An 18046-nucleotide genomic window follows, 5' to 3' on the forward strand; every position below is an offset into this window, starting at 1 on the left:
GTCGCGCGAGGTGCGACGCGGAATGTGAACCCTGACGGATCTTGGATTGTGCTGTTGTAGAGCACCCACGAGACTGGGCTTATGAATACGGCAGCGATCCACGTGCGAAACCTTCGTAAGTCGTACGGTGAACGCGAAGTGCTGCGTGACGTATCGTTCGACATTCAGCGGGGTGAGACGTTTGCCCTGCTCGGCCCGAATGGAGCAGGAAAGTCCACGACCGTTGAGATCCTCGAGGGCTACCGCTCTCGATCGGGTGGCACCGTGAGTGTGCTGGGCACCGATCCGGATTCTGGAAGCCTGTCGTGGAAGGCGAAACTCGGCATCGTGCTGCAGTCAACGGGGCAAGCTGGCGCCTACACCGTGCGGGAGCAGCTGCAACAGTTCAGCCGCTACTACCCGAATCCGCGTGAGGTTGAAGAGGTGATCACCTCGGTCGGCCTCGAACAGCAGGCCCGCACCCGCATCTCGCGTCTGTCGGGAGGGCAGCAGCGTCGCGTCGATGTCGCGCTCGGAATTATCGGGCGACCTGAAGTGCTTTTTCTCGATGAGCCCACGACCGGGTTCGACCCGCACGCCCGCAGGGAGTTCTGGCAACTCATTCGCGGGCTGCAGTCGGAAGGCACGACGATCGTGCTGACCACCCACTATCTCGACGAAGCCGCTCAGCTGGCAGACCGCGTCGCGGTCATCGCGGCAGGTGTCGTTCACGCTATCGGTCCGATCGACTCGTTCGGCGGCGAAGGAGCGCGAACTCCACGCGTGCGCTGGCTTGATGCGGGGGAAGAGCGCATTGAAACCACGGCGACACCCCTCGAATTTGCGAATGCGCTTGCGGTTCGGCTGGGTGCCGAGCCTGAAGGCCTCGAGATTCGCAGGCCTGGTCTTGAAGAGATCTACCTATCGATGATCGAAGAATCTGCAGAAGCGGAGGCCCGTCGATGAGCGTGTTGGCGCTGGGCGCGTCGCGAGTCGGCTACGAAGTTCGCGGCTACTTTCGGGCGCCCGACACGCTGCTGTTCACCTTCTTCTTCCCTGTGATGATGCTCGCCCTGTTCAGTTCTATCTTTGGCGCCGACGGAGATCTCGTCGTAGGGCCTGAGGTAGAGGCGCTGTCTGCAGCTCAGCTCTATCTGCCGGGAATGCTTGCCGCAGGCCTGCTGCTCTCTGGTTTTCAGAACCTCGCGACCGACATCGCTATGGAGCGATCTGATGGAACCCTCAAGCGGCTTGGCGGCACGCCGTTGTCGCCGCTGAGCTACTTCCTCGGCAAGTTTGGTCAGGTGTTTGCGACCGGAATCGTGCAGGCAACGTTGCTGTTGCTGGTGGCCGCGTTTGGTTTCGGCGTTGAATTGCCCACGTCGCTCGAGTCGTGGACCACCTTCGCATGGGTGTTCGTGCTCGGCATCTTGACCTCAGCTTTGCTGGGGATCGCGATGTCAGCCGTTCCCCGTACCGGAAAGAGCGCCGTCGCCGTTGTCGTGCCGGTGGCGCTGATTCTTCAGTTCACTTCAGGGGTTTATCTCTTCTTCTGGCTGCTGCCCGACTGGTTGCAGAATCTCGCCAGCCTGTTCCCGCTGGTGTGGATGGCGCGGGGCATGCGCGCGGTGTTTCTGCCAGAGGACTTTGCCACCCTCGAGCCTGCTGGGGCATGGGAGCTCGGCTGGGTGGCTGTCGCTCTCTTGATCTGGCTCGTGGTCGGGGCGGTCTTGAGCCTGCTTACGTTCCGCTGGAATCGCCGCAGCGGCTAGACGTGCTTGGCCGTTGCGCACCACAGCGCGCCGCGACTCTGCGTTGTGGCAGAGACGCGGCGCGCTGCTGGCTAGCTGCAACTAGTCGGCTTCGGTCAGGTAGTTGGCGTAGGCCGACAGGGTCAAGAACGCGGGGAACTCGCTGCCCAGAGCGACTTCGCGAAAGATTGCCGCCGCGTCATCGAATCGGTCACCCTCGCGACGATCGACTTCGCCGAGCACCCGTGTGATGAGCCCTTCGACGTATTCGCGAGTGATCAGTGCGCCATCAGCTGTTCGCTGATCCTGGTGGATCCACTGCCACACTTGCGATCGCGAGATCTCAGCGGTGGCGGCATCTTCCATCAGGTTGTCGAGCGCAACGGCACCGAGTCCACGCAACCAGGCCTCGATGTAGCGGATCGCCACCGACACGTTGTCGTGAACGCCCTGCGCAGTGATCGGGCGACCGATGTGCACGTCGAGCAGATCGGCTGCCGTGACCTCAACATCGTCACGCTGACGATCGACCTGGTTCGGCTTGTCGCCCAGCACCGCATCGAACTCTGCCATTGCGGCGGGAATCAGATCAGGGTGCGCTACCCAGGTGCCGTCAAAGCCCATGCCAGCCTCGCGGTTCTTGTCGGCAGACACTTTCTCGAAGGCACGCGCAGTCACCTCAGGATCACGACGATTCGGAATGAACGCGCTCATGCCGCCGATCGCGAATGCCCCCCGCTTGTGGCAGGTCTTCACGAGAAGCTCGGTGTACGAGCGCATGAACGGAACGGTCATCGTCACTTCGCTGCGGTCAGGGAGCACGAAGCGTGCACCGCGGCCGCGGTAGTTCTTGATGATCGAGAAGATGTAGTCCCAGCGTCCCGCGTTCAGACCCGCACAGTGATCGCGCAGCTCGAACAGGATCTCGTCCATCTCGAAGGCTGCCGGCAGGGTCTCGATGAGAACTGTCGCCCGCACCGTGCCGTGGGTAATGCCGACGTAGTTCTCTGCGAAGGTGAACACGTCGTCCCAGAGCTTGGCTTCTTCAGCGCTCTCGAGCTTGGCGATGTAAAAGTAGGGCCCGCGACCATTCTCGATGAGCTGCTTCGCGTTGTGAAAGAAGTACAGCCCGAAATCGATCAGCGAACCCGAGGCCGCCATCTCGCGCCCCGAGCGGTCGGTGAACCGCAGGTGCTTCTCGGTCAGGTGCCATCCACGCGGGCGCATCACGATCGTCGGAGTTTCTTCGGCGGTGACTTCGTAGGTCTTGCCTTCGGGGCTCGTGAACGACAGTTCGCCGCGGATCGCATCGCGCAACGACAGTTGGCCTTCGATCACGTTCTTCCAGGTCGGGCTTGTGGCATCTTCCTGGTCGGCGAGCCATACCTTCGCACCCGAGTTGAGCGCGTTGATGGTCATCTTGGGATCGGTGGGGCCGGTGATCTCGACACGACGGTCTTCGAGGCCGGGGCCCGCTCCGGCGACCTGCCATTCGGCATCCTCGCGAATGTGAGCGGTGTCGTCGCGAAAGCGCGGGTCGTGCCCGTTTCCGATTTCGTAGCGGCGCCGCATGCGATCGGCGAGCCGGTCGTGGCGGCGCCCCGAGAAGCGGTGGTGCAGCGCGGCGAGAAAAGCGACGGCCTCGGGTGTGAGGATCTCGTCATAGCGAGGACGCATTTCACCCAGAATCTGGATGCTCGCGGTGGTCGTCGTCGGGATGGAGTTCGTCTCGGGCGCGATGCCCGTAGCGGTCGGAGTCATTGCCCTGTCCTTATCTGTGTGGGTCGTACGAAATATCTGGCGGGATGCTGCGGCCACCCGGATGGGGGAGCCGCAGCATTCGAACACTTGATCAGTGGAATTGCTGCGCCTCGGTCGAACCGACCAGGGCGAGGGTGGCGCTGTCAGGGTTGAGCGCGGTAGAGACGCGATCGAAGTAGCCGGTGCCCGCTTCGCGCTGGTGCTTGGTAGCGGTGTAACCGTCCTTCTCGGCATCGAACTCAGCTTCTTGCAGCTCGACGTAGGCGCTCATAGCGCGATCGGCGTAGCCGCGGGCAAGGTCGAACATGGAGTAGTTCAACGCGTGGAAGCCCGCGAGGGTGATGAACTGGAACTTGTAGCCCAGGTCGGCGAGTTCTTGTTGGAAGGTAGCGATCTGTGCGTCGTTGAGGTGACGCTTCCAGTTGAAGCTGGGCGAGCAGTTGTACGCGAGCAGCTTGCCCGGGTACTTCGCGTGAATCGCCTTGGCGAACTCGCGAGCAAGTTCAATGTCAGGCTCGCCCGTCTCGACCCAGATGAGGTCAGCGTAGGGCGCGAATGCCATCCCGCGGCTGATCACTGCGTCGAGACCGGGGTTGACGCGATAGAAGCCCTCGCTCGTGCGCTCGCCGGTGGTGAACTGCTGGTCGCGCTCGTCGACATCACTCGTGAGCAGATCGGCAGCCAGCGCATCGGTTCGCGCAATGATGACCGTCGGCACGCCGGCAACGTCGGCGGCGAGCCGAGCGGCGTTCAAGGTGCGGATGTGCTGCTGCGTGGGAACAAGCACCTTTCCGCCCAAGTGGCCACACTTCTTCTCGCTCGCGAGCTGGTCTTCCCAGTGGATGCCTGCGGCACCCGAAGAAATCAGTGACTGAGCGAGCTCGTAGGCGTTCAGCGGACCGCCGAAGCCAGCCTCGGCGTCAGCGACGATCGGGGCCAACCAGTCCTGAGTGATTTCGCCCTCGGCGTGCTCGAGCTGGTCTTGGCGGATCAGCGCGTTGTTGATCCGTCGCACCACGGCCGGCACCGAGTTGGCGGGGTAGAGGCTCTGGTCGGGGTAGGTCTGGCCGGCGAGATTGCCATCGGCAGCTACTTGCCATCCCGACAGGTAGATGGCTTTCAGTCCCGCACGAATCTGTTGCACTGCCTGACCGCCGGTGTATGCGCCGAGTGCACGGATGTAGTCCTCCGTGTGCAACAGGTTCCAAAGGTTCTCGGCGCCACGCTGCGCGAGCGTCGACTCTTCACGAACGGATCCGCGCAGTGCGACGACGTCTTCTGCCGAGAAGGTGCGCTCGATGCCCTGCCAGCGAGGATCGGTATCCCAGATCTCCTGAAGCTCGGCAGCGGTCTGCGTCTGGTCGCCTGCACGAAGCGGCGGCTGGCCGGGGGTGGCTTGGATCGTCATGGCGGTTCTCCTGCGTTGGATCAGTTGGATGCTTCGGCTTTCGGCCTCTGCTGTTGTCGTACCTCCACTCTGCAGTGAACTTCGTGCGGTTCCCCGACGGATTTAGGTGTGAAGTTTGTCAAAAATTCTCGTTTCGTGACAGAATCGCGGTATGACGATGACTTCGGGCCGTGAATCGGTCGCTGATCTGCCCGACGATGATGAGGTGGACTCACTAACAATCGGCCGACGGATCCGACAATTGCGCACCGACCGCGGCATGACGCTTGACGAACTCGCCGCGGCGGTTGATCGCGTTCCCAGCCAGCTCTCGATGATCGAGAACGGCAAGCGCGAACCGAAGCTCACGCTGTTGCAGGCCATTGCGCGTGCCTTGGGATCGTCTCTGGATGCCCTCTTGGAATCGGAGCCCCTGGACGAGCGAGCGACACTCGAGATCGCGCTCGAACGCGCAATGCGCGGCCAGACATTCAAAGCGCTCGGCATCGACCCGTTTCGCATCGCCAAGTCGGTTCCCACCGATGCGTTGAAAGCAATGCTGTCGTTGCAGGGAGAGATCGAGCGGCTTCGTGATGAACGCGCGGCCACCCCCGAAGAGGCTCGCCGTGCCAACGTGGCGCTGCGCAAGCTGATGCGCACGCAGAGCAACTACTTTGAAGACCTTGAGCAGCACGCAAGACGGGTGTTGGACGCCGTCGATCACCCGGGCGGCCCGCTGACCCAGCGCACGGCGAGCGACATCGCGGCGCATCTTGGTTTCACGCTGCACTACGTGCCAGATCTGCCGCAGACGACTCGCAGTGTTGCAGATATCAAGAACGGTCGACTCTATCTGTCGAGCAGGCTGGCCACGAAGGGCGACCCGCGCACGGCGGTGCTGCAATCGCTCTCGAGTCGCATTCTCGGGCATCAGGAGCCCAAGAGCTACGCGGAGTTCCTGCGCCAGCGAGTCGAGACGAACTACCTCACGGGTGCGCTGATGATTCCTGAAGCACACGTGGTGCCTTCGCTGGTGGCGGCCAAGAACGACCGTGCCATCTCGATTGAAGACCTTCGCGACGCGTATTCGGTTTCGTACGAGACCGCAGCGCACCGCTTCACGAACCTCGCGACCCGCCACCTCGACATTCCCGTGCACTTTCTCAAGGTCCATGAGTCGGGCACGATCACGAAGGCCTACGAGAACGACGACGTGAACTTTCCGACGGACCGTCTGGGCGCCATCGAAGGACAGATGTGCTGTCGCAAGTGGACGTCGCGCGTGGTGTTCGATGTGGACGATCACTTCAACCCGTATTACCAATACACCGACACCGGCAACGGAACGTATTGGTGCACAGCGCGAGTCGAGCTTTCCAGCGAGGGAGCACACTCGGTCAGTGTCGGCGTGCGATTCGACGACACCAAGTGGTTCCTAGGGCGAGACACGACAAACCGTGGGGTTTCGAAGCACTCTGTCGAGACGTGCTGCCGTCGAGCTCCGGCAGACCTTGAGCTGGCGTGGCGTGAGCACTCTTGGCCGAACGTTCGCACACCGCGCACGCTTCTCGCTACGCTGCCGACCGGCGCCTTCCCGGGGGTTGACACGACCGACGTGTATGAGTTCCTCCAAGCTCACGCACCAGCCTGATACCCCGTCAGCGACCAGCCACCCAAGCCGCGACGTTTGCCGGCCACGCGGTGCGCGTCGACGAGGTGCGAGATTCCGCGCGATCGGCGGCGTGATAGGCGGTGTAGATCGCATTCACCGCGAGCCAGCGCAGGGGCTCGGCTTCCCACAGTTTCGCCCGATGATCTACCCACGGCAGGCGAACGAGTTCGGTGTCGTGGCCGAGAACAAGATCGGCCAACGTGCGCCCGGCAAGGTTGGTTGCTGTCACTCCCGTGCCGACATAGCCGCCCGCCCAGCCCAATCCGGTCGTGTGGTTCAGCCCGACGGACGCCGCCCAGTCTCTTGGCACGCCGAGCACTCCCGCCCATGCATGGTCGATCGGCACGTCTGCCGCGATGGGAAAGAAGCTATGGAGCAGCGCGGTGAGCGACGCGATCGTGCGTTGCTGGGTTGTTCCGTCGGTGTCGACACGCGACCCGTAGCGGTATGGCACCCCTCTACCGCCGAAGGCGATGCGATCGTCGGCAGTGCGCTGGGCGTACATATAGACGTGCGCGAAATCGCCGAGCGTTTCGCGACCATCCCAGCCGATCGCATTCCACGCGGACGCAGGCAGGGGAGCGGTCGCGATCATCGACGAGTTCATCGGCAACCACGTGCGGTGCTCGCCCTTCAGATCGGGGGTGAAGCCCTCGGTTGCGCGCAGTACGTGCGTTGCTCGCACTGTTCCGCGGTCGGTGATCGCGCGCCCAGGGGCGATCGCTGACACCCGAGTGTTCTCGTAGATCGCCACCCCTAGGCGTTCAACCGCAGAGGCAAGGCCGCTCACCAGCTTGGCGGGGTGCACGCGCGCGCAATGAGGGTGCCACGTCGCGCCCAGCGCGCCGTCAACAGCGATTCTTTCAGCGGCACCAGCAGCATCCAATAGTTCGACGTCTGTGTGGGGCCACGTCTGTTCGCCCGCGGCAGAGGTCTGCAACCTGGCCAGCTGCGCTGGTGTGCGGGCCACCTCGAACTCACCGCCTTTGATGATGTCGGCATCGATGCCCTCGCGCGAGGTGACGGCGATCACTTCGTCGACCGCGTCGTTGAGTGCACGCTGCTGAGCGATCGCCGCATCGCGGCCATGTGTGGCGACGTAGGTGGCGCGGCCTCCGGTCACCGAGTTGGTCAGCCACCCCCCATTGCGTCCTGACGCCCCGAAACCCGCGAAGCGCTGCTCGAGCACCGCAACACGCAGATCTGGCTGAGCTTTCTTCAAGTAGTACGCCGTCCACAGTCCGGTGTAACCGCCCCCGACAATGGCTACATCAACGTCAATCGATCCCGGTAGGGCTGCTCGCACCGTCGGCAAACCACCCAGATCGCGCCACCACCATGAGACGTCGCCGTTCACTGTCGCGCTGTCTTCACTCACCTGATCATCTTCTCGCAGTGCGGCAGGCGCCACGACGCCAAGCTGTCGTGAATTGGGAACGAAAGAGTCAGCGTGTCTGGCTATTGCGCGACGCGGAGCGACGCCCAGAGTTCGGCGCGAATCGCAAACGACGACAGGTCGCGCCCGAGCAGCTTCTCGGCGAGCGCCAAGCGCGTGCGTACGGTGTGGCGGTGAACGCCGAGGGCGCGCGCTGAAGCCTCGTGCGAGCAATCGTTGTCTAGCCAGGTGCGCAACATGACGACCAGTTCGGTGCCATTCTCAGCGTCGTACTCGCTCAACGGCGCGAGCTCAGCCAAGGCGAGGGTGCGCGCATCATCGGTGAGCGCTGAGAATACTCCGCCGTGAGCGACGTCGGCGAAGTTGCTCACGCCGGTCAAACCGCGATCGCGTGCCAGAAGCGCCTGCCCGATCGCCGACGAAACGCGCTCGTAGGTGGTCGGCTCGGATACGCCGACGCGGAGGCTGAAGAGCTCTGCGACCTCGACGATGGGTGAGCGGTCATCGGCGGGAACGACCACGACGAGTCCGTCATCGGTGCGTCCGAAGAACACCGATCCGCGGCGCTCTTCTGCACGCAACTCCAGTCGCTCAGAGACGGCATCGACGCGGGCTGAGGCAAGATCGGTGATGGCGACAACCACGGGCGCGGCCGGCAGCGGGCCCCACAGGTCTTTTGAGATTCGTCGAGCGAGAGACGGGTCATCGCCAAGCAGAGATTGAGCGAGCCCTGCCCGCAGCGAGTTGCGCGCTTTGCTGAGGCCCTGCTGCTGTTCAAGAGCCAGCCCAGCCATCGCGATAACCGATGTCACGAGCCGGCGTCCTTCTTGGTCGAGGTCACCTGCGGCGATCGCGATCACGCCACGCAGATGCCCACCCCGCCCGAGCGTCTGCAGCGAGAAAGCGGTGTCGCCGATTGGCAACGATGACCCCGCTCGGGCCCCGCGGTGCAGCACAGCGATCACCTCGGACCGAAGTGAGTCAGCCGTGGTCGCGGCAAGCCCGCCGGCAGGGTGCTCGCGAGAAAGCTCTCCCGCAGCGTCGAACAATCCCACCCACGTGTCGAGCTGGCGGGCAAGCTCTGCCACGGTGGCGCCGAGGCCGTCGGCCCTGAGGGCAGCGAGGGCAATGGCGCGCTGTGCAGCCAATGCCCAACTTCTGCGTGCATACGAAGCCGCGGCAATAGCCTCGGCGTTCGCGCGCGCAACTGCGATGAAGGGGGTGCGGTACGGCACCTCGAACAGTGGTGTTTGCGTCGCGCGGCACGCATCGATCAGTTGCGGAGGGATGCCGTCGCGCACCACTTCAGTGCCGAAACCCAGCCCGACGACCCCGCGTTCTTTAAGCCGCGACACGTACGCGTGAACGTCCGCGTCGCTGTCGACGCCCTCGGCGAACTGCGTGCCCGTAGTGAGCAGCACGACTCCCTCTGACAAGAACGGAGTGGGGTCTGCGAGGTCTGAGTTGTGCACCCATCGCACGGCGCGGTCAAGCAGCCGATTGTGCCGAGCGCTTTCGCCATCGAGCGTCAGCTGAAGATCGGCGCGGCCAAGCAGAGCGCGAAGGGTGGGGGTTTCGGGGGCGGCGGCCATGGTGCTCCTGAATGCGCTGCGGGCTTCGTGTACGAGCGGTACAAGAAGGTATGCACAATGTACATGAGGGCAGGTGCATTGCGCGGGTTGAGCGCCCTACGCTCGCCACTATGAGCGCAACCGACACCCTCACTCACGTTCCCCTCGGCGGCCCGACTCTTCCGCAGGAGCGTCGCCTCGTCACCAGCATTCCGGGCCCTCGCTCGCAGGAGCTGATCGCCCGCAAAGCCGCCGCCGTGGCAGCCGGAGTCGGACACACAGCCGCCGTGCACACGGTCGCCGCGGGTGGGGGAGTCATCGTCGACGCCGACGGCAACTCGCTGATCGACCTCGGCTCGGGTATCGCGGTCACCAGCATTGGCAACGCGCACCCCAAGGTTGTCGCAGTGGTGCAAGAACAGGTCGCCCAATTCACCCACACCTGCTTCATGGTTGCGCCCTACGAGTCGTATGTCGACGTTGCCGAAGCGCTCAACCGCATCACTCCCGGCGACCACGAAAAGAAGAGCGCGCTGTTCAACTCGGGGGCGGAAGCCGTCGAGAACGCCATCAAGGTCGCCCGCAAATTCACCAAGAAGCAGGCCGTGGTCGCATTCGACCACGGCTATCACGGACGCACCAACCTCACGATGGGTCTCACCGCAAAGTCGATGCCCTACAAGAGCGGCTTCGGCCCGTTCGCCTCTGAGATCTACCGCGCGCCGATGTCGTATCCCTATCGCGACGGCCTCAGCGGCGAAGCTGCCGCAAAGAACGCTATCTCGATCATCGAGAAGCAGGTAGGCGCCGACAACCTCGCCGCGATCATCATCGAACCCATCCAGGGGGAGGGCGGCTTCATCGTCCCCGCAGCGGGCTTTCTTGCGGCACTTGTCGAGTGGGCGCGCGCGAACAACGTCGTCTTCATCGCTGACGAGATCCAAACCGGCTTTGCCCGCACCGGCGCCATGTTCGCCAGTGAGATCTTTGGCATCGTTCCCGATCTCATCACCACGGCAAAGGGCATCGCGGGTGGGCTTCCCCTCGCCGCGGTGACCGGTCGCAGCGAGATCATGGACGCCTCGCACGCCGGCGGTCTCGGTGGCACCTACGGCGGAAACCCGATCGCCTGTGCGGCAGCAATCGCCGCGATTGACGTTTTCGAGAACGACGGGGTCATCGAGCGCGCACGCGACATCGGCAGCATCCTGATCTCGCGACTGTCAGACATGCAGTCTCGAGACGCGCGCATCGGAGACATCCGCGGCCACGGCGCGATGATCGCCGCCGAGTTTGTGGATCCAAACACCGGTGATCCGGATGCTGCGCTCACCGCAGCCGTTGCGAAGGCGTGCATCGCGGAAGGTGTGATCGTGCTCACATGCGGCACCTACGGAAACGTCATTCGCTTTCTGCCGCCGCTTTCGATCCCTGACGGTCTGCTCAACGAGGGCCTCGACGTCGTCGCGGCAGCTCTCGCCGCAGCGTGACCTGGCCGCCATCGGCGCGCCCACACCATTACAGAGGAGTGAGATGACTGAGATCACGAGAGACGTTGTCATCGTTGGGGCCGGCGCCGCCGGAACTACCGCAGCGAACGAGCTGAAGAAGGCCGGTCTATCGGTTGCTGTTCTAGAAGCGCGAGACCGCGTGGGCGGCAGGCTATGGACTGACGTCGTCGACGGAGCCATGCTCGAAATCGGGGGCCAGTGGGTGTCGCCCGATCAAGAAGCGCTCAAAGAGACGATCGAAGAGCTCGGGCTCGAAACCTATCGCCGCTACCGCGAGGGCGACTCGGTGTACGTCAATGCGAGCGGTGAGCTCACCCGGTTTACGGGAGAGATCTTTCCGGTGCCCGAGGCGACCGAGAAGGAGCTGGTTCGACTCATCGAAAAGCTCGACGCAATGGTGGCACTCATCGATCCAGACAAGCCTTGGGAACACCCTGATGCAGAGGCGCTCGACCGCATCTCATTCGAAGCTTGGCTAGAAGAACAGACTCAAGACCAAGAAGCGCGTGACAACATCGCGCTTTTCATCGCCGGGGCGATGCTGACCAAGCCCGCGTATGCGTTCTCCGCCCTGCAGGCGCTGCTGATGGCGGCAAGTGCGGGAAGCTTCTCGAACCTCGTCGACGCCGACTACATTCTCGACGAGCGAGTCGTGGGTGGACTTCAGCAGGTGCCGCTGCTGCTCGCGGAACGGCTGGGCGATGACGTGTTTCTCGGGCAACCCGTGCACACGGTGCAATGGCACGCAGACGGGGTGACTGTCATCACAGACGGAGATATGACCGTGCACGCGCGCTTTGCGATTCTTGCGCATGCGCCGATCTTGTATCCCTGGATCGACTTCGCCCCGCCGCTGCCGCGACTCAAGCAGCAGATGCACCAGCACATCTCGATGGGCTTTGTGATCAAGGTTCACGCGGTGTACGACCGGCCGTTCTGGCGAGAAGACGGACTTTCGGGCACCGCCTTCAGCCCCTACGAGATTGCGCACGAAGCGTACGACAACACCAACCACGGCGACGAGCGCGGCACGCTGGTGGGGTTCGTGTCGGATCGAAATGCCGACGACCTTTTTCGCGTGTCGGCTGAGGAGCGCAAAGAGCGGATTCTCTTGTCGCTGGCCAACTACTACGGACCGCAGGCGAAAGAGCCGCTGGTGTACTTCGAGAGCGACTGGGGCGCCGAAGAGTGGACTCGCGGAGCGTACGCGGCGAGCTTCGACTTGGGCGGGCTTGCTCGGTACGGAGCCGATCTGCGCACGCCGGTGGGACCCATCCACTTCGCCTGCAGTGACATGGCCGGTGCTGGTTACCAGCACGTCGACGGCGCCATTCGCATGGGCCGACTGGTCGCGGCGAACATCGTCGCGGCGGCGCATTCGTGACCGCCCGTATCGTCGTCGGCTATACGGCGACCAGTGCCGGGGCTGACGCGGTAGCGCTGGCTGCACGTTTGGCTCACGCGTCTGCGAGCGCGGTTGACGTTGTCGTCGTGCTGCCAGCCGATGGCCGCAGCGTGATCACGCCGCCAGATGCCGCCTACGACCGCTACCTGCGTGACCAGGCTTCGGCGTGGCTGAGTCAGGCGGCAGAACAGGTGCCCGAGGGTGTCAAGACGCGCACACACGTGCGATACGCAGATTCGTTCGCCGAGGGCCTGGTGACAGCGGCGGCCGATTTTGAAGCGTCTTACATCGTCGTCGGCGCAGCGAACGGCGGTCTTCGCGGTCGCCATCGGCTGGGCACCGTCGCCGACGAGCTTCTGCACTCGTCGAACGTGCCAGTGGTGCTCGCACCAGAGGGAGCGAGGCGCACCGAGGCCGGTGCAGGTATCACCAGGATCACGGCGGCTGTCGGAACCCGACCCGGCGCCGACGCGCTCTTGCAGGAGAGCATTGCGCTCGCCGTGGCGACGAGCGCCGAATTGCGCTTGGTTTCGCTGGTCTCGGTCGACCTTCCCGCGTCAGTGAACACGGGCGTCATCCGTATCGCGGGGGCGGCACACGCCGACGACGTGCTCACGCAGGCGTTGGCTGCCTTGCCCGACGATATCGACGCTGAAGTCATCGTCGCCCGCGGCGACAGCATCGAAGACGCCGTCTCGCACCTTGGCTGGGAGCCGGGCGAGCTCGCAGTCGTCGGCTCTAGCCGCTTGGCGCAGCCGCGTCGACTCTTCCTCGGCTCAACGGCAGCGAAGATGCTGCACGAGCTGCCGGTACCAATGGTCGTGGTTCCGCGTACGCGTTCCACAGAAAGCGGGCAGCAATGAGTGCTCCCTCAGCCGCGTCAGCGCCGAAAACAGACCCGGTAGCCACGGGCGGACTCTCGCAGAAGGGCCTGAGCGCCGGCACGATCGGATTGCTTGGTGCCGTCGTGATCGGCATCTCGTGCATCGCGCCCGCGTACACGCTCACTGCTGCACTTGGCCCTACCGTGTCGGAAGTCGGTTTTCAGGTGCCGGCTATTATTCTCGTCGGCTTCATCCCGATGCTGCTGGTGGCCTTCGGCTATCGGGAACTCAACCGTGTGATGCCCGACAGTGGCACATCGTTCACCTGGGCGTCGCGGGCTTTCGGCCCATGGATCGGATGGATGGCGGGATGGGGACTGGTTGCTGCCACCATCTTGGTGCTGTCGAACTTGGCCGGAATCGCGGTCGAGTTTCTGTTCCTGCTCATCGACCAGATTGCGGGCAGCCCCGGCACAATCGCCGCGATGGCTTTCAACCCTTTCATCAACGTCACGGTGTGTCTGCTGTTCATGCTCGCGGCCACCCTGGTGTCGTACCGCGACATGCAGACGACGCAAAAGCTGCAGTATGTGCTCGTGACCTTTCAGGTTGCGGTGCTGCTGATCTTCTCGATCACGGCGCTCGTGCAAGTCGTGCAGGGCAACGCCTTCGATGCCAGCCTTCCCGAACTCTCGTGGTTCAATCCCTTCGCTGTCGGCTCTGTGACAGCGGTAGTAGCGGGTCTGTCGCTGTCGATCTTCATCTTCTGGGGGTGGGATGTCACTCTCACCATGAACGAAGAAACCAAAGACCCCGAAAAGACACCCGGCAGGGCGGCCACGCTGACGGTGATCACCATCGTTGTGCTCTATCTTCTGATCGCGGTGTCTCTGCTGATGTTCGCCGGCACCGGAGCAGAAGGGCTGGGGCTCGGCAACCCCGACATTCAAGACAACGTCTTCTTCTACCTGTCAGGACCGGTGCTCGGCCCAATGGCGTTCCTGGTGTCACTCGCGGTGCTGACCAGCTCAGCATCCTCGCTTCAATCCACTTTCGTCGGACCAGCGCGCACCTTGCTGGCCATGGGGCACTACGGCGCGCTCCCCAAGAAATTCGCGCAGATCAGCCCCCGCTTCTTCACCCCCGGCTACGCGACGGTCGTGTCGGCTATCGTCGCATCGGCGTTCTACACGGTCATGCGGCTCATCAGCGAGAACGTGCTGTGGGACACCATCACAGCGCTGGGCATGATGATCTGCTTCTACTACGGGATCACCGCGTTCGCTTGTGTCTGGTACTTCCGCAAGCAATGGCTTGACAGCACGCGAAACATCTTCTTCACGTTGCTGTTTCCGCTTCTGGGCGGAGCGATCTTGGCAGCCTTGTTCGCGATCACGCTCGTCGACAGCATGGATCCTGACTATGGCAGCGGCTCCAACATCGGTGGTGTCGGACTCGTCTTCATTCTCGGCATGGGTGTCATCCTCTTGGGAGTGATCGTCATGGTCTGGCAGGCGATCAAGCGTCCGGCATTCTTCCGTGGTGAGACACTTTCGCTGGAATCGCCGCCAAGCCTGCGTCGCGTGAAGCGATAGCGGCAGACTTAACCCACCCTTCTGATCGGAGAGAACACTCATGACTGACTATGCCGTCATCAACCCCGCCACCGGCGAGACGCTGTCCACCTACCCGACGATCACCGACGAGGCGCTCGCACAGGCCATCGAGACAGCCGATTCGACGTATCGCACGTGGCGCACCGTGTCGCCGGCCGAGCGTGCTGCGGGAATCCGCCGGGTCGCCGAACTTCACCGTGAACGGCGCGAAGAGCTCGCCGACATCATCGTGCGCGAGATGGGCAAGCCCCTAGAAGCGGCGCTCGGAGAAGTCGACTTCGCCGCTGATATCACCGAGTACTACGCCGACCACGTCGACAAGATCACCGGTGATCAGCCGCTCGACATCGAGGGTGATGGTGATGCGATCATCAGACGGTCGCCGATTGGTGTGCTTCTCGGGATCATGCCGTGGAACTTTCCCTACTACCAGGTCGCGCGTTTTGCGGCTCCCAACATCGTCGTGGGCAACACGATCCTGCTCAAGCACGCTCCGCAGTGCCCCGAGTCGGCAGAAGCAATCGAGAAGATCTACAACGACGCCGGGCTCGCAGGCGTGTACGTCAACATTCTTGCTACGAATGAGCAAGCCGCAACGGTCATCGCTGATCGGCGCGTGCAGGGCGTGTCGGTGACCGGGTCTGAGCGTGCCGGGTCGGCGGTAGCCGAGTTGGCTGGCCGTCATTTGAAGAAGGTTGCTCTCGAGCTCGGGGGATCCGACCCCTTCATCTTGCTGTCAACCGATGATCTGGATGCTGCCGTACAAGCCGGCATCGATGCGCGTCTCGACAACAACGGTCAATCCTGCAATGCCGCGAAGCGTTTTATCGTGGCCGACGATCTCTACGAAAGCTTCGTCGAGAAGTTCACGGCGGCCATGGATGCGGCAAAGGTCGGGGACCCGTTCGCTGAAGACACTGTGCTCGGCCCCCTCTCGTCGCTTGCCGCCGCAGAGCGCCTGGCGGCCCAGGTAGACAACGCCGTCGCGCAGGGTGCGACGCTCGTGACCGGCGGCGTGCGTGACGGTGCCTTCTACCCTGGCACGGTGCTGACCGACGTCACCAGCGATATGGACGCTTACCGCGAAGAGTTCTTCGGTCCGGTGGGCGTTGTGTACCGCGTCGCTGGCGAAGAGGAGGCTGTCGAGATTGCGAACGACACGAGCTTCGGCTTGGGCTCTTACATCTTCACGACCGATTCTGAGCAGGCGGCGCGCATGGCCGATCAGATCGACGCGGGCATGGTCTATATCAACTGCGTTCTCGCTGACGAGCCTGCGCTCCCCTTCGGGGGAGTCAAGCGCTCTGGCACCTCGCGAGAGATGGGATTGCTCGCCGCTGACGAGTTCGTCAACAAGAAGCTCATTCGCACCGCCATGTGAGACGGTTCGCGACCGGGTCGGCACCGCGTCACGCGCTGGCCTGGTTCGCGGCCCGCGAGGGCATGCCGTACACTTGAACGTGCAGTACAAATCTGCATTCTTTCGCCGTGCCCTGTAATGGGTGGCACTCCACTTCTCACAAAGTGCGGCAGAAGTTTGCGGGCCTCGAAGCTTCCGGGCTTCTAGGGCGGTAGCTCAATTGGCAGAGCAGCGGTCTCCAAAACCGCAGGTTGCAGGTTCGATTCCTGTCCGCCCTGCGCGTCAGCAAACGTTGACAGTACGGTGTCAGCGGTTGACAACACAGTGGTTCGGCGAATGTCGAAGCGCGGAAAGTAATCAGGTGACATCGATGGCTCAGGACGAACCGAAGGGTGAAGTCGTCGCTTCAGGCGGCACACGTGAGAAGAAGCCCAACGTCTTCGCGCGCTTTGCTCTTTTCATCCGTCAGGTCTTCGCCGAGCTTCGCAAGGTCGTCACCCCGACCCGTCAAGAGCTCCTGAAGTACACCGCAGTCGTACTGGGTTTTGTTGTCGTCATGATGGCCATCGTGTACGGACTCGATTTCGTGTTCGTATTGATGGCGCAGTACGTCTTCGGCGTCCCGTCCTAATCCTGAATCACCTACATCCCTGAATCACCAAGTGGCGACGCGGTCGGATCACACCCCGCGACGAAACGGAAGAGAATCCCAAGTGTCTGAAAGATATGTCGACGACGCCGACTGGGCGACCGCTGCAGAGCAGTCCTCAGAAGATGACGAAGCCCAAGAAGGCAACGTTCTCGCTCAAGAAGAGCGCGCAAGCACGTCGGCCGAGCACGTCGCAATTCACATTGTTGACGAAGATGGCGACGACGCAAACGAGTCCGAAATGGATGACGTCGAAGTGAACGACCCGGAAGCAGACGCAATCGTGAATGACGCGCTTGAGATCGACGAGACCGCTGAGGTCGAAGCCGCCGCTGAGGTGCTGACTGACTCGGCTGCCGAAGAGGCAGAAGAAGATGCCGCTGAAGCCGCGGACGAGGTCGCGCCCTACGACGGACCAGATGTGAACGGTGACGAAGACGCCACCGAAGCTGATTCTGACGATGACAGCGAAGAAGACCCCTACGACGCGTTCCGCGCAGAACTGCGCGCACTCGAGGGCAAGTGGTATGTCATTCACTCTTACGCCGGTTTTGAGCGCAAGGTCAAGGCGAACATCGAGCAGCGCAAGTCAACGCTCGAGGTAGAAGAAGACATCTACCAGATCGAGGTCCCCATGGAGGACGTCGTCGAGATCAAGAACGGCCAGCGCAAGATGGTCACGCGCGTTCGCATTCCGGGATATGTTCTCGTGCGCATGGAACTCAACGAAGACACCTGGTCGGTCGTGCGCCACACCCCCGGTGTCACCGGCTTCGTGGGCAACGCTCACAACCCCACGCCGTTGCGCTTTGAAGAAGCATTCAACATGTTGAAGAGCCTCGTCGAAATCAAAGAGGTTGCTCCGGCCAAGGCTGGTGCGGCGAAGGGCAACCAGCCTGTCGCGCGCAGCATCCCTGCCGAGGTCGATTTCGAAGTTGGCGAGACGATCACCATCAAAGAAGGCTCGTTCGCGGGTCTTCCCGGCACGATCAGCGAGATCAAGCCCGAAAGCGGCAAGCTCACGGTTCTCGTTTCGCTCTTCGAGCGTGAGACACCGGTCGAGCTCTCGTTCGACCAGGTCACAAAGCTCTGACACTAAGACTTCCCGGGACCACCCGGGAAAACCGCGGCTCGGAAATGCCGAGCGTGCGGGAGAACGGAACT

At 62.8% G+C, this 18046-nt stretch carries 14 protein-coding genes and 1 tRNA gene; 11 read left to right on the top strand and 4 right to left on the bottom strand.

Going from position 1 to position 18046, the window contains the following annotated elements:
- Positions 1 to 81: 81 nt before the first annotated feature.
- Together WDU96_RS05045 and WDU96_RS05050 are read left to right on the top strand one after the other, a co-directional pair.
- A complete protein-coding gene (locus WDU96_RS05045) occupies positions 82 to 945 on the top strand; it encodes an ABC transporter ATP-binding protein (protein WP_337337387.1) in 864 nt (287 codons plus the stop codon).
- Complete coding sequence (locus WDU96_RS05050) at positions 942 to 1751, top strand: ABC transporter permease (protein WP_337337388.1); 810 nt, start codon at positions 942 to 944, stop codon at positions 1749 to 1751. Before WDU96_RS05045 ends, WDU96_RS05050 begins: the two co-directional genes overlap by 4 nt.
- Before the next feature lie 81 nt (positions 1752 to 1832).
- Here the strand turns inward: WDU96_RS05050 and aceB are convergent, their stop codons facing one another.
- Positions 1833 to 3491: a malate synthase A gene (gene aceB, locus WDU96_RS05055; protein ID WP_337337389.1), complete on the bottom strand. Its 1659-nt coding sequence runs from the start codon at positions 3489 to 3491 to the stop codon at positions 1833 to 1835.
- 91 nt (positions 3492 to 3582) lie between these two features.
- Entirely contained in the window at positions 3583 to 4899 is a 1317-nt protein-coding gene (gene aceA / locus WDU96_RS05060) for an isocitrate lyase (protein ID WP_337337390.1), read from the bottom strand.
- 157 nt (positions 4900 to 5056) lie between these two features.
- Between aceA and WDU96_RS05065 the strand changes: the two genes are divergently transcribed.
- On the top strand, positions 5057 to 6529 hold the full coding sequence (locus WDU96_RS05065) for a helix-turn-helix domain-containing protein (protein WP_337337655.1): 1473 nt from the start codon (positions 5057 to 5059) through the stop codon (positions 6527 to 6529).
- A gap of 7 nt (positions 6530 to 6536) precedes the next feature.
- On the opposite strand, the gene WDU96_RS05070 is transcribed toward WDU96_RS05065, so the two are convergent.
- Both WDU96_RS05070 and WDU96_RS05075 read right to left on the bottom strand, forming a co-directional pair.
- The gene (locus WDU96_RS05070; RefSeq protein ID WP_337337391.1) at positions 6537 to 7961 is read right to left on the bottom strand and encodes an NAD(P)/FAD-dependent oxidoreductase; all 1425 of its coding nucleotides are present in this window, start codon (positions 7959 to 7961) and stop codon (positions 6537 to 6539) included.
- A 47-nt stretch (positions 7962 to 8008) separates the two neighbouring features.
- Entirely contained in the window at positions 8009 to 9538 is a 1530-nt protein-coding gene (locus tag WDU96_RS05075) for a PucR family transcriptional regulator (RefSeq protein WP_337337392.1), read from the bottom strand.
- A gap of 110 nt (positions 9539 to 9648) precedes the next feature.
- Here WDU96_RS05075 and gabT point away from each other — a divergent pair, with 110 nt between their 5' ends.
- The 8 genes from gabT (at position 9649) to nusG (ending at position 17975) form a co-directional block, all read left to right on the top strand.
- Complete coding sequence (gene gabT, locus WDU96_RS05080) at positions 9649 to 11007, top strand: 4-aminobutyrate--2-oxoglutarate transaminase (RefSeq protein ID WP_337337393.1); 1359 nt, start codon at positions 9649 to 9651, stop codon at positions 11005 to 11007.
- Positions 11008 to 11050: 43 nt separating this feature from the next.
- A complete protein-coding gene (locus WDU96_RS05085; protein WP_337337394.1) occupies positions 11051 to 12412 on the top strand; it encodes a flavin monoamine oxidase family protein in 1362 nt (453 codons plus the stop codon).
- Positions 12409 to 13296: a universal stress protein gene (locus WDU96_RS05090; RefSeq protein WP_337337395.1), complete on the top strand. Its 888-nt coding sequence runs from the start codon at positions 12409 to 12411 to the stop codon at positions 13294 to 13296. The genes WDU96_RS05085 and WDU96_RS05090 overlap by 4 nt, the downstream gene beginning before the upstream one ends.
- Positions 13293 to 14852 (top strand): APC family permease, encoded by a 1560-nt coding sequence (locus WDU96_RS05095; RefSeq protein ID WP_337337396.1) that lies wholly within the window; start codon positions 13293 to 13295, stop codon positions 14850 to 14852. The genes WDU96_RS05090 and WDU96_RS05095 overlap by 4 nt, the downstream gene beginning before the upstream one ends.
- A 40-nt stretch (positions 14853 to 14892) precedes the next feature.
- Positions 14893 to 16254 carry an NAD-dependent succinate-semialdehyde dehydrogenase gene (locus WDU96_RS05100; RefSeq protein ID WP_337337397.1) on the top strand — a complete coding sequence of 454 codons (1362 nt, stop codon included), beginning with the start codon at positions 14893 to 14895 and terminating at the stop codon, positions 16252 to 16254.
- Positions 16255 to 16438: 184 nt separating this feature from the next.
- Positions 16439 to 16511: transfer RNA gene (locus WDU96_RS05105), tRNA-Trp, on the top strand.
- 92 nt (positions 16512 to 16603) lie between these two features.
- Positions 16604 to 16864 carry a preprotein translocase subunit SecE gene (gene secE, locus WDU96_RS05110; protein ID WP_337337398.1) on the top strand — a complete coding sequence of 87 codons (261 nt, stop codon included), beginning with the start codon at positions 16604 to 16606 and terminating at the stop codon, positions 16862 to 16864.
- Positions 16865 to 16946: 82 nt separating this feature from the next.
- Entirely contained in the window at positions 16947 to 17975 is a 1029-nt protein-coding gene (nusG, locus tag WDU96_RS05115; protein WP_337337399.1) for a transcription termination/antitermination protein NusG, read from the top strand.
- Positions 17976 to 18046: the final 71 nt, after the last annotated feature.

This window comes from Microbacterium marmarense, from assembly GCF_037204165.1.
Taxonomy (GTDB): Bacteria; Actinomycetota; Actinomycetes; order Actinomycetales; family Microbacteriaceae; genus Microbacterium; species Microbacterium marmarense.